Consider the following 11836-nt stretch of genomic DNA (forward strand, 5'->3'; position numbering starts at 1 on the left):
TCGCTCAGTGCCCAGCATCAAGGCCACGATGCCTGCCACCGCCGACAGTGTCGTCGGCAGGGAGCTGGGCGGCACCCGCAACACAATCACAACGACGATCACCGTGACTGGCCAGATCTGCGGGAGCCTGGTTGACACATGCGGTGGGGTCCGAGTCAGACTCACGATGGTGCCTCCTAGGCATCGACCCGCTTGTACCCGATGCCGCCAAGCTGGAGGGTGCAAGCGGGTTGCTTTGCTTGTCGGCAGGGGAGAGCCACTGCCGATGACGGACGCTAGCAACGTGATGCCCTGCAGCCTCAGGCTGTAGGCGCAATCCGGCTTACGCCGCCGATGGGAAACGAGGCGCAGCAGAGTGCACATTGTGCCGATCGTTGTGTCAGTGTCGTATAGGCACCTATAGGCACCTATAGGCACCCCACATGCGGTGTCTCCCGAGATGGACGTTTTGTCTATCGATGTGGTCGCCCATCGGAGTGGCAATGGGTTCCCGCGAAGGGAAGTCGATGGGAACTCCCCGACAAGTCGGGCGACCGAAACTCGGCCGGATCTGGACTGTGTGGATGGCTAAGCCTCAGTGATCGACGTCCAGCGCCTCCAGTGGGGCGGAGCATGGGAAGCTCGCTAACAGAAACCCTTCAGGCATCGCGACGTGCAACGATGTCGCACACCAGCCGCTGTCAGCTATGACCACCTGGCGCCTAGTTGACCGCTATTGACCGCTCGCGCCCACCTGTTGGGGCACGGCTGGGACACGGCAGAGGCTACGTGGTCGGGTCAGGATCGCTTGCCTCCGGAGTCTCAGCGTCGCGGTTCCTTCCGCCGCCAAGCTCGTAGAAGAAGCCGAAGACGCCCATGGCCGTTAGTGGCAGGGCGAGCAGCAGCCACCAGCTTGCTAGTCCGCCATGCGCGCCCGCCCAGATGCCGAGCGCAACTCCCAGCAAGGTGAAAGTCGCCCCGAGCGCGATCGCGCCGGGCTGCCGTGATATGCCCTCAAGGCGGCAAGCCTCTCGATATGTGCTCGCCGTGGCATCCACTTGCTGCTCGATGAGGCGTTTGGCTTCAGAGCCGTCCGGTAGGTTTCCCAGTGCATCAATCTCTGCCACAAGCCGGGCCATGATGGTGTCTGACCGGCGCTTACGCCGCTCGCGGGAAGCAAAGAAGCCTGCCAGAAGAGCTACAAGCACCGGTGACAGAGCGACGAGGATCTGGGTGACTTGATCGAGATGCACAACCACTCCGATCTTCGAATGAGGCAGGCTCACCGTACCGTCGTGGACGCTAGCGGGCGGCGGAGCGGTTTTGGCCGGTGTCCTGTCTGGTCTGGGGTCGAGCATGATCGGGGGGCCGTAAGCTGCTGCGACTCGGTCAGGGCTCTTTGGGCCTGACCGCAATTTGGCCGAGTGGCCCCCCGGTCTTGCTCGACGCGGGTCCCGGTCCTGGCAGGTGGGTAAAACCGTGGAGCCGCCCGTCACCAGCCACGACCGGTAGTGGCCTCAACCCGCCCCATCGCCGTCGGCCGCCGGGCGCGGCCGGCCGCCGCCGTCGCGGGGCGCAAGACAGGAGCGGCGGCGAGCGGCTGGGCCGCGCGCTGGCGCGCCGTGCGCGCCCTTGAACCCGTAGAGAAGATTTTTACGCATTCCCTCATCACCACGCTCTCCGCGCTTCCCTGAAACCACTCACCCCCACTCCTACCTGCACCGATCCGCTTTACTCATCCAAGACAATCCGTCTCGTAGGCAAGGCTATTGTCACGGCCGTGACGATCTGACACACTCTCAGTATGGCTACACGCAAGGGTAAGCAGCGTCGATTGTCGGATCAGAGCCGAACGGTCACAGCGACGTCGGCGAAGACTCCAGGCACCTTGTCCGCGGCCAAAGAAGGAACTCCAGAAGACCTCCGCGCCCACGCTGTGCGGCAACTGTCCGGGGTTGGCAATCGTCGGATCGAGTTGGCCTCGGAACTCGCGGACCTGGACTCCGCGCTTCGGCCGCTGATCCTGGAAGCCGTCGCAGCCGGCGTGCCGTACCGACGCATCGAGGAACTCACCGGCGTCTCGCGCGCCAGCGTCACACGCTGGACCCGACAGGCGGCGTCGGGCTGAACAAGCAACGAGACTGCGCCCAATGTGAACGGATGCGGTCTAGCCGATTCGAAGGAGCCGAATCCGTGTCGAACCGAACTGACCTCATCGAGCCTTCGGTGGACCTCACCCCCCTGCCAGAGGAGGAGTGGGTGTGGGTGGTCGCCGATAACTTGGTCTGCATGTGCGATGACCACAGGTGCGGACCGGTGCCGGACGAGATCCGGGCGAACCTTGAGTTCGATGAGCTGGTCTGCCCGGTGCATCCGTCGGTCTCGCGTCGTTCCTTCGGCTCCACGAAGCTGGTGCCGATCAAGTTGCCCCCGGGCTGGGAGCCCGACCCCACGGACCTGCTTGGCCCCTGAGGTGGACCAGCCCGCCACCACGTCGCATCGATACGTTTTACGCGTGTCCCGGCCGGGTGGCCCAGTTGCCGACGACCACAGCTTGCAGGTGTCTGAGGCTTAGTCACTCAGCTAGGCACGCAGAACGAGGAAGGGCCCTACCGGATCTCTCCGGCAGGGCCCTTACCTGCTACTACTGGGTCGGGGTGGCGGGATTTGAACCCACGGCCTCTTCGTCCCGAACGAAGCGCGCTACCAAGCTGCGCCACACCCCGGTCTTTCTGTTTGTCGCTCCGTCTCCTTCGCGACGAGTAGAACTCTACCGGACGCTCGCCGAGAGACGAAATCCGGTTTCTCGGCGAGCGGGGCGGGTGGGTCAGTGGGGGGTCGGGGTGAGGGTGAGGAGGGTGGCTTCCGGGGGGCAGGCGAAGCGGACGGGGGTGTAGCGGTTGGTGCCGCAGCCGGCCGAGACGTGGAGGTAGGAGCGGCGGCCGCCGGCCTGGTGGGTGGAGAGGCCCTTGACCCGCTTGGCGTCGAGGTCGCAGTTGGTGACCAGGGCGCCGTAGAAGGGGACGCAGAGCTGGCCGCCGTGGGTGTGGCCGGCCAGGATCAGCGGGTAGCGGTCGGCGGTGAAGGCGTCGAGGACCCGCAGGTACGGGGCGTGCACGACGGCGAGGGAGAGGTCGGCGTCGGGGGAGGGGCCGCCGGCGACCTCGCTGTAGCGGTCGCGCCGGATGTGCGGATCGTCCAGGCCGGTGAACTCCAGGTCGAGGCCGGCGACGGTGAGGCGGCCCCGGGTGTTGGTGAGGTCGAGCCAGCCGGCGGCGTCGAAGGCGTCGCGCAGCTTCTCCCAGGGATTGTGGACGGCGCCGGTGATGCCGCGGCGGGCGCTGCCGTCGGCGTTGTTCATGCCGTGGCTGCCGGTGCGCATCGCCTGGAGGTAGCGGGCGGGGTTCTTGCGGGCGGGGCCGTAGTAGTCGTTGGACCCGAAGACGTAGACGCCGGGGAAGTCCATCAGTGGGCCGAGCGCGTCCAGGGTGGCCGGGACCCCCTCCGGGTCGGAGAGGTTGTCGCCGGTGTTGACCACCAGGTCGGGCCGCAGGCCGGCGAGGCTCTGCAGCCAGCGCTGCTTCCGGCCCTGGCCGCTCACCATGTGGATGTCGGAGACCTGCAGTACCCGGATGGGTCGGGCGCCTCGGGGGAGGACCGGGACCTCGACCCGGCGGAGGCGGAAGGAACGGACCTCGTACCCAACGGAGTAGGCGAGGCAGGCGGCGCCGGTGGCGGCGATTCCGAGGGGAACGGAGTACAGCGGTCGCATCGGTCCATGCTCTCAGACGGTGGATCAGCAGGTGAACTGTCGGGGTGCGCCCGGGGACACGTCCGGTCACCCCTCGGGTCGTTCGCGCCGGGCGCGCAGGGCCCGGACCTTGTGGCGGTTGCCGCAGCGCTCCATCGAGCACCAGCGCCGCCGGCCCGGCCGTGAGGTGTCGACGAAGAGCAGCTGGCAGTCCTCGGCGCCGCATTCGCGGATCCGGTCCGCGTGCGGGCCGGTGAACAGGGCGATGGCGTCGCGGGCGAGGGTGGAGGCGAGCTGGTCGCCGTCGCCGGGGAGGGGCGGCGCCGCGGTGCCGTCCGGGGCGATCTGCGGGGCGAGCGGCGGTCGGGCGGCGGCCCGGTTGAGCACCGCGTGGTCGGCGGGGTCGGCGAGGGTGAGGCCGCCGCTCGCGCGGGCCGCGGTGAGGCGCCGGAGGGCGTCCCGCAGGGTGCGGACGGCGGCCAGTTGGTCGTCGCTGATCCGGACGGTGCCGGGCGGCAGTCCGAGCCGGGACTGTGCGAGCCACCCCAGCAGGTCGGACGGCCGGTGCAGGATCTCGTACCGGGCGAAGGGGCCGGGGCCGCCGGTGGGCAGCAGTTCCAGGCAGAGCGTGCCGGGGTCGAAGTGGAAGCGCGCTCCGCCGGGGTAGTGCAGGACCAGACCGGGGCTTCGCTCGTCCGTCATGTAACCAGTTTAAGAGGTTATTGGTGACTGGGGAAGAGCGCGGGAGACAGGGGTGAGGAGGGGGAGCGGGCGGGTGGAGTTAATGGTGGGCATCGGAACGTGGCAGGTGGGAGACTCGGGGCCATGACGACGCTCAAGGAGCAGCTGCACCAGGACCTGACGGCTGCCATCAGGGACCGGGACGAGCTGCGCTCGTCCACCATCCGGCTCACGCTGTCGGCCGTCACCAGCGAGGAGGTGGCGGGTAAGACGAAGCGCGAGCTCTCCGACGCCGAGGTGCTCAAGGTGATCGGCCGGGAGGCGAAGAAGCGCCGGGAGGCCGCAGAGGCGTTCGGCAGCGCCGGCCGGACCGAGCAGGCCGCCCGTGAGGTGGCCGAGGGCGAGGTGCTGGCCGGGTACCTGCCGAAGCAGCTGTCCGACGACGAGCTGACGGCCATCGTGGCCGCCGCCGTCGCCGAGAGCGGCGCGGTCGGTCCGCAGGGCATGGGTGCCGTGATGAAGCTGGTGCGGCCGAAGGTCGACGGCCTGGCCGAGGGCGGCCGGGTGGCCGCCGCGGTGAAGTCCGCGCTCGCCGGCTGACCGGTCCGCAGAGCGGCGGCAGGGCAACGGCACGACGGAGAGCAAGCAAGAAGAGGGGCGCCCCCGAGCATCTCGCTCGGGGGCGCCCCTCTTCGTCCTGCCGGAGGCCCTGCGGCCCGGCCGTTCGCTCAGTGGTGGCCGCGCCCGTTCCCGCCGTCGCCGCCGTTCCCGCCGATGACCCCCGGCGGGAAGGTGAACCCGCCGCCGATCAGACCGCCGGCGTTGGTGCCGGGGTTCGGGTTGCCCGCCGGCGGCGGCGGGTTGCCGCCCGCGTTCGGGTCGGGCGCGGCCGGGCCGGTGGCCGGGGCGGTCGGGGTGGCGTTCGGGTCCGGCTTGGGGGCCGGGTCCGGGATGTCGATGGTCTGGAAGGTCTCCTTCGGGGAGCCCTTCAGCGCGGCGTCCATGGCCATCTTCCAGATCGGGCCGGGGCCGGTGGCGCCGAAGACGCCGTCGGCACCGTAGTAGGTCTCGCCGATCTTCATGTTCTTCATCTCGACGCCGCCGGTGGGGCCGCCGATCCAGACCGCGGTGGCCAGCTGCGGGGTGTAGCCGCTGAACCAGGCGGCCTTCTTCTTGTCGGTGGTACCGGTCTTGCCGGCGATCTGGCGGCCGTCCTCCAAGCCGAGGGTGGCGCCGGTGCCCTTCTCGGTCACATTGAGCAGGACGGTGTTCAGCGCGTCGGCGGTCTGCTCGGAGAAGGCCTGGGTGCAGGCGGTCTGCGGGACCTTGACGTCCTTGCCGTCGACCGTGCTGATCTTGTTGATCGCGATCGGCGTGCAGTGCTTGCCGCGGGCGGCGAAGGTCGCGTAGACGTTCGCCATGGTCAGCGGCGACATCTCCTTGGTGCCCAGGGTGATCGAGGGCACGACGTCCAGCTTGGCGCCGGAGGCGGTGGTGGTGATGTTGAGCTTGTCGAGCATCTGCTTGACGGGGCAGAGCCCCATGTCCTGCTCCATCTGAACGAAGTAGGTGTTGACCGAGAGGGCCATCGCCTGCTTCAGCTCGTAGGGGCCGACCTCGCTCTTGCTCTCGTTCGGGACGTAGCGCTCGTTGCCCTTGTAGGTGTTCTTCCAGGTGCCTTCGCAGGTCTTCATCGTCGGCCACTCGATGCGGTTCTCGGACGGGTACGGCTTGGTGGGCGCCATACCGTTCTCGAGCGCGGCCGCGGCGATGATCGGCTTGAAGGTCGAGCCGGGCTGGAAGCCGTTGCCGCCGCCCATCGCCGCGTCGACGTTGAGGTTGACGACGGTCTGGTTCTTGGACGGCTCCAGGCCGTACGGGCGGGTCTGGGCCATCGCCAGGATCTTGCCGGTGCCCGGCTCCATCATGGTCGCGGCGGCCGACACCGGGTCGGTGACCTTGACCTTGCCGGTGACCGCGGCCTGGGCGGCGGCCTGCTTGTCCGGGTCGAGGGTGGTGTAGATGTTCAGACCGCCCTGGTCCCAGAACTTCTTCCGGTCGGCGGCGTTCTTGCCGAAGGCCGGGTCCTGCTTGACCACGTGCCGGACGTAGTCGCAGAAGAAGCCCATGCCCGCCTGGGCGGTGATGCAGCCGTTCTGCGGGTCCTTGTACTTCAGGCCCAGCGGGGCGGCCTTGGCCTCCTTGGCCTGGTCCGCGGTGACGTGCTTGTTCTCGACCATCTTGTCGATCACGGTGTTGCGCCGCTTCACCGCGTTGTCCGGGAAGCGCACCGGGTCGTACTGCGACGGGTTCTGCACCAGGCCGGCCAGGGTGGCGGCCTCGGCGATGGTGAGGTCCTTGTTGCTCTTGCTGAAGTACCGCTGGGAGGCGGCCTCGATCCCGTACGCCTGGTGACCGTAGAAGGTGATGTTCAGGTAGTTGGTGAGGATCTGGTCCTTGGTCAGATCCTCCTCCAGCTTGATCGCGACCTTCAGCTCCTGGATCTTGCGGCCCAGGGTCTTGCGCTGGGCCTCCAGGACGGCGGCCTGGTCGTCGCCGGCCTTCTCGACGTTGACGTTCTTCACGTACTGCTGGGTCAGCGTCGAGGCGCCCTGGGACGCGGTGCCGCTCTCCGCGTTCTTGCTGATCGCGCGGAGCACGCCCTTGAGGTCGACGGCGCCGTGGTCGTAGAAGCGGGCGTCCTCGATGTCGACCTGCGCCTGCCGCATGTAGGGGGACATCTGGTCGGCGGTGAGGACGGTGCGGTCGCGCTCGTAGACCTTGGCGATCAGCCCGCCCTTGGCGTCGAAGATCTGGGTCGCCTGGGTGAGCGGCGGCGTCTTGAAGTCGTCCGGGATGTTGGAGAAGCCCTCCGCCGTGTTCTTGGCGGTCAGGCCGAGCGCGCCGACGGCAGGCAGGGCCATGCCTGCCAGCAGTACTCCGGACAGCACGCTGACCCCCAGGAACTTCACTCCGTGTCCCGCGTAGCTCAGCGGTGACCCGCGGCGCTTGCCGCGCGGAGCTCCGGTGTTGCCTGGGGGCTGGGGTGCCTGGGGGCGCTTCGGTGCCATGGGGAGAACCCTACGTTGCCGAATGCCGCACACCGGGGCAGGTGTTCGCCTAGGCTTGTCACAAGCTTGCGACAGCTTCGCTGCGTCAGCATCGATCACTCTTGTGAGTGATGAGAATTGCCCGAATTATCTACCTTCGGGGTGTTTTTGAGGCAGCTGATGGCGGCTGCACCCCTGTGTCCGGTAGCACTGTGTGACGGTCCGCGTGGCGAGAGTGGCGAGCGCGGCCCTGGCAATGCTTGCGACCTGCGATCACTCCAACGAGTGAGCTGATCGCCACCCATAGTCCAATCGGGTCATTCGAGATTGAGCCCGAAGGGGCTGTTGCAAGCTGTCGTTCTTCCGTAACGTCCTCAACTGGCAACGGTGAATATGCCGTTGCCGCCGTGGGGGAGCCTCGATTCGGGAGAGGACGGCGCCGGCATGGGCTGGGTAGACGACTGGAGTGCGCAGGCCGCCTGCCGCACGAGTGATCCGGACGAACTGTTCGTCCAGGGGGCGGCGCAGAATCGCGCCAAGGCGGTGTGCAGCGGGTGCCCCGTACGCACGGAGTGCCTGGCGGACGCACTGGACAACCGGGTGGAGTTCGGGGTCTGGGGCGGGATGACCGAGCGCGAGCGCCGGGCGCTGCTGCGCCGTCGGCCGACCGTGATCTCGTGGCGGCGGTTGCTGGAGACGGCCCGCACCGAGTACGAGACTTCGCTGGCCACCGGCGTGATACTGACGGACTACGCCCAGGCGGGCTGAGTCTTCGCCGCACGCACGGGCTCCGGCCCTGCGAAGCACAGCCGGCAGCACGGTTGGGCAAGTGCGGCCGAGCAGCAAGGTCGAGCAGCACAGGTGGGACGCACATCCCGGGTCGGGGGGCTCGGGTCCGGAGGTCCGGGTCGACACAGCCCGGACCACGCCGGTGCGGCAGCCCGGACGGGTTCGGTCCGCCGGGCCGCCGTCCTTCAGTCCGCGGACCCGCTGAGCCGCTCGCCGATCGTCCGCAGTCCTTCCAGGTCATGGACGTCCCCGGGCAGCGCGGCGACCTCGACGATCGGCACGTCCGGGTAGACCGAGACGAAGCGGTCACGGGTCCGCCGCTCGCGCACCATCACCTGCATCCGTTCGGCGTGCAGTCGCAGCAGTCCGGCCGCCAGCAGCTCGGCGTCCGGCGAGACCTGCTCCGAACCGTTCTCCTCCAGTGCCTCGGCCGCGGCCAGCGCCCGCTCGGCGGTGAGCTGCGGGGCGCCGGTCCGGTGCACCCGGTTCAGCACCAGTCCGGCCAGCGGCATCCGGTCGGCGGCCAGCCGGTCGACGAAGTACGCCGCCTCGCGCAGCGCGTCCCGCTCCGGGGCCGCCACCACCAGGAACGCCGTGCCCGGCGCCTGGAGCAGCTGGTAGGTGCGGTCCGCCCGCTCCCGGAAGCCGCCGAACATCGAGTCCGTCGCGCTGACGAAGGTCTGGACGTCCGTCAGCAGCTGGGCGCCGAAGATCTTTCCGAGGGTGCCGGTGAGCAGGCCCATCCCGGCGTTCAGGAACTTCATCGCGGACCGCCCGCCGACCTTGGCCGGCGCGGTCAGGATCCGGATCACCTTGCCGTCGAGGAAGGACCCGAGCCGGTTCGGCGCGTCCAGGAAGTCCAGCGCGGACCGGGACGGCGGGGTGTCGACGACGATGAGGTCCCACTCCTCGGCCGCCCGCAGCTGGCCGAGCTTCTCCATCGCCATGTACTCCTGCGTGCCCGCGAAGCCGGCCGACAGGGACTGGTAGAACGGGTTCTCCATGATCGCGCGGGCCCGCTCGGGGTCGGCGTGGGCCAGCACGACCTCGTCGAAGGTCCGCTTCATGTCGAGCATCATGGCCTGGAGCTCGCCGTCGCCGGTCACGCCCTTGACGATCCGCGGGGTGTTGTCGAGCTCGGTCAGGCCCATCGACTGCGCCAGCCGCCGGGCCGGGTCGATGGTCAGGACGACGACCTTGCGGCCCCGCTCGGCGGCCCGCAGGCCGATCGCGGCCGCGGTGGTGGTCTTGCCGACGCCGCCGGAGCCGCAGCAGACGATGATCCTGGTCTTCGGGTTGTCGATCAGCTCGTCCACGGCGAGCCGGCTGCCGCCGCCGCCCGCGCTGTCCTGTCCGGTGGTGCCGGTCCGCCCGCTCACGCTGCCCCCTGACGCTTCAGTTCGCCCGCCAGCCGGTAGAGCGTGCCGAGGTCCACACCCTCGCCCAGCAGTGGAAGTTCGTACGTCGGGAGCTTCAGGTGCTGCAGGTCGGCGCGTCGGGCGCGCTCCAGCTCCACCCGCTCGGCGTGCTCCCTGGCCTGTGCCAGCAGGGGATCGAGCAGCGGTTCGACCGCCGCCCGGACGGTCTCCGGCTTGCGCGAGCGGCCTCCGAGACCCGCCTCGCCGAGGGCCAGCGCGACCTCCTCACGGTGGTTGCCGTCGACCGCGGCCACCGCGGCCGCGTCCAGCAGCGGCGGCCGGACCATGTTGACCAGCACGCCGCCCACCGGCAGACCGGCCTCGCGCAGCTCGGCGATGCCGTCGACGGTCTCCTGGACCGGCATCTCCTCCAGCAGGGTGACCAGGTGCACGGCGGTCTCCGGCGACTTCAGCACCCGCATCACGGCCTGTGCCTGGCTGTGGATCGGCCCTATCCGGGCCAGCCCGGCCACCTCGGAGTTGACGTTCAGGAACCGGGTGATCCGGCCGGTCGGCGGTGCGTCCATCACCACCGCGTCATAGGTCCGCCGTCCGTCCGGGCCCTTGCGGCGGGCGGCCTCGCAGGCCTTGCCGGTCAGCAGCACGTCCCGGACGCCGGGGGCGATGGTGGTCGCGAAGTCGACGAACCCGACCTTCTGCAGGGCCTTCCCGGCCCGGCCGAGCTTGTAGAACATGTCGAGGTACTCGAGCAGGGCCTGCTCGGTGTCGATGGCGAGCGCGTGCAGCTCACCGCTCACCGGGCCGCCCGGGGAACCGCTCGCCGGTCCGCCGGCCGCGCCGCGTGCCGGTCCGCCCGTCGAGCCGTTCGTCGAGCCGCCGGCCGGCAGGCCCAGCTGGGCCGGGGTGACCGTGGCGATCCGGCGCTCCTCGTAGGGGAGTGCCGCTATGCCGAACAGCTCGGCGATGCCCTGCCGGCCCTCCACCTCGATCAGCAGGGTCCGGCGACCCTCCGCGGCGAGCGCCAGTGCCAGCGCCGCGGCCACGGTGGTCTTCCCGGTCCCGCCCTTGCCGCTGACCACGTGCAGCCGTACGCCCTCCCAGTCGGGATCGCGCCGGGCCGCCTGGCCGGGGGTGCGTGCCACGCTCCGTCTCCGTCCGTCTCCGAGGTCCGGCACCACGCAGGTGCCCTCCCGCGAGGGTAACCAGGGACCGCACCGGATGCCGGGACTACCCGGGGCGCCGGACCCGAATCATGCCCGCTTTGTGGGCCACCTCACACGCGGGAGCGCGCCCGGACGCCGACCGGGGCCGATCGCCGGGACGGAACGTCTAGAGTCTGGCCATGACCAAGTGGGAATACATGACGGCACCTCTGCTGGTGCACGCCACCAAGCAGATCCTGGACAACTTCGGCCACGACGGCTGGGAGCTCGTCCAGGTCGTACCGGGTCCGAACCCGGAGCAGCTGGTGGCCTACTTCAAGCGGGAGAAGCAGGCATGAGCAAGGTCGAGGAGAAGCTGGCCGAACTGGGCCTGACCCTTCCGCCGGTGGCCGCCCCGGTCGCCGCCTACGTGCCCGCGCTGCGCACCGGTGACTTCGTCTTCACCTCCGGCCAGCTGCCGATGGTGGCGGGCAAGCTCCCGAGCACCGGCAAGGTCGGCGCCGAGGTCACCCCGGAGGAGGCCAAGGAGCTCGCGCAGATCTGCGCGCTGAACGCCCTGGCCGCGGTCAAGTCGGTGATCGGCGACCTCGACCTGGTCGAGCAGGTCGTCAAGGTCGTCGGCTTCGTCGCCTCCGCCCCCGACTTCACCGGCCAGCCGGGCGTGATCAACGGCACGAGCGAGCTGCTCGGCAAGGTGCTCGGCGACGCGGGCGTGCACGCCCGCAGCGCGGTGGGCGTCACCGTGCTGCCGCTGGACGCGCCGGTCGAGGTCGAGATCCAGGTCCGCGTCCGCGCCGGAGCCTGACCGACCGACCGCGGCCGCGGCCGGACACCCCCGACGCGCTCGGCACCGTCGAGTGCGCCGAACACCCTCGACGCGCCGGACACCCTCGCGCAGGACTTCCTCGCACCGGACACCCTCGACGCGCCGGACACCCTCGACGCCCCGCCCGCCCCGGACCCGCACGGAGTCCGGGGCGGACGTGCGTCCGGGCGTGTCCGGGCAGGTTCTGGCAGCTCCGGGCGAGGACACCCCCGGCCCGC

At 69.7% G+C, this 11836-nt stretch carries 12 protein-coding genes and 1 tRNA gene; 6 read left to right on the top strand and 7 right to left on the bottom strand.

The window, feature by feature from the left end; translation table 11 throughout:
• Window positions 1-764: 764 nt before the first annotated feature.
• On the bottom strand, window positions 765-1265 hold the full coding sequence (locus ACW14Y_RS22660) for a hypothetical protein (RefSeq protein WP_456983196.1): 501 nt from the start codon (window positions 1263-1265) through the stop codon (window positions 765-767).
• A gap of 518 nt (window positions 1266-1783) precedes the next feature.
• On the opposite strand from ACW14Y_RS22660, the gene ACW14Y_RS22665 reads away from it, so the two are divergent.
• Both ACW14Y_RS22665 and ACW14Y_RS22670 read left to right on the top strand, forming a co-directional pair.
• Entirely contained in the window at window positions 1784-2107 is a 324-nt protein-coding gene (locus tag ACW14Y_RS22665; RefSeq protein WP_456983198.1) for a hypothetical protein, read from the top strand.
• A 65-nt stretch (window positions 2108-2172) separates the two neighbouring features.
• Window positions 2173-2451 (top strand): hypothetical protein, encoded by a 279-nt coding sequence (locus ACW14Y_RS22670; protein ID WP_456983200.1) that lies wholly within the window; start codon window positions 2173-2175, stop codon window positions 2449-2451.
• Between the two features lie 180 nt (window positions 2452-2631).
• Here ACW14Y_RS22670 and ACW14Y_RS22675 read toward each other — a convergent pair.
• The 3 genes from ACW14Y_RS22675 to ACW14Y_RS22685 form a co-directional block, all read right to left on the bottom strand.
• Window positions 2632-2705 (bottom strand) — tRNA-Pro (locus tag ACW14Y_RS22675).
• A gap of 101 nt (window positions 2706-2806) precedes the next feature.
• Window positions 2807-3751 carry a metallophosphoesterase gene (locus tag ACW14Y_RS22680; protein WP_045939776.1) on the bottom strand — a complete coding sequence of 315 codons (945 nt, stop codon included), beginning with the start codon at window positions 3749-3751 and terminating at the stop codon, window positions 2807-2809.
• Between the two features lie 66 nt (window positions 3752-3817).
• Window positions 3818-4432, bottom strand: a complete 615-nt coding sequence (locus ACW14Y_RS22685; protein ID WP_456983203.1) for a CGNR zinc finger domain-containing protein — start codon at window positions 4430-4432, stop codon at window positions 3818-3820.
• Window positions 4433-4555: 123 nt separating this feature from the next.
• Here ACW14Y_RS22685 and ACW14Y_RS22690 point away from each other — a divergent pair, with 123 nt between their 5' ends.
• A complete protein-coding gene (locus tag ACW14Y_RS22690) occupies window positions 4556-5011 on the top strand; it encodes a GatB/YqeY domain-containing protein (protein ID WP_380310618.1) in 456 nt (151 codons plus the stop codon).
• A gap of 128 nt (window positions 5012-5139) precedes the next feature.
• Here the strand turns inward: ACW14Y_RS22690 and ACW14Y_RS22695 are convergent, their stop codons facing one another.
• Window positions 5140-7482, bottom strand: coding sequence for a transglycosylase domain-containing protein (locus tag ACW14Y_RS22695; RefSeq protein ID WP_380299629.1), 2343 nt, complete (start codon window positions 7480-7482; stop codon window positions 5140-5142).
• Window positions 7483-7905: 423 nt separating this feature from the next.
• Between ACW14Y_RS22695 and ACW14Y_RS22700 the strand changes: the two genes are divergently transcribed.
• Complete coding sequence (locus ACW14Y_RS22700; RefSeq protein WP_037779213.1) at window positions 7906-8229, top strand: WhiB family transcriptional regulator; 324 nt, start codon at window positions 7906-7908, stop codon at window positions 8227-8229.
• 206 nt (window positions 8230-8435) lie between these two features.
• On the opposite strand, the gene ACW14Y_RS22705 is transcribed toward ACW14Y_RS22700, so the two are convergent.
• Together ACW14Y_RS22705 and ACW14Y_RS22710 are read right to left on the bottom strand one after the other, a co-directional pair.
• Window positions 8436-9629 (bottom strand): ArsA family ATPase, encoded by a 1194-nt coding sequence (locus ACW14Y_RS22705; protein ID WP_456983206.1) that lies wholly within the window; start codon window positions 9627-9629, stop codon window positions 8436-8438.
• Window positions 9626-10771 (bottom strand): ArsA-related P-loop ATPase, encoded by a 1146-nt coding sequence (locus ACW14Y_RS22710; RefSeq protein WP_380299627.1) that lies wholly within the window; start codon window positions 10769-10771, stop codon window positions 9626-9628. The genes ACW14Y_RS22705 and ACW14Y_RS22710 overlap by 4 nt, the downstream gene beginning before the upstream one ends.
• A 200-nt stretch (window positions 10772-10971) precedes the next feature.
• Here ACW14Y_RS22710 and ACW14Y_RS22715 point away from each other — a divergent pair, with 200 nt between their 5' ends.
• Window positions 10972-11130 carry a DUF4177 domain-containing protein gene (locus ACW14Y_RS22715; protein ID WP_093860985.1) on the top strand — a complete coding sequence of 53 codons (159 nt, stop codon included), beginning with the start codon at window positions 10972-10974 and terminating at the stop codon, window positions 11128-11130.
• Window positions 11127-11597: a RidA family protein gene (locus tag ACW14Y_RS22720; RefSeq protein ID WP_030392643.1), complete on the top strand. Its 471-nt coding sequence runs from the start codon at window positions 11127-11129 to the stop codon at window positions 11595-11597. Before ACW14Y_RS22715 ends, ACW14Y_RS22720 begins: the two co-directional genes overlap by 4 nt.
• Window positions 11598-11836: the final 239 nt, after the last annotated feature.

It is taken from the genome of Kitasatospora sp. cg17-2, assembly GCF_054031055.1.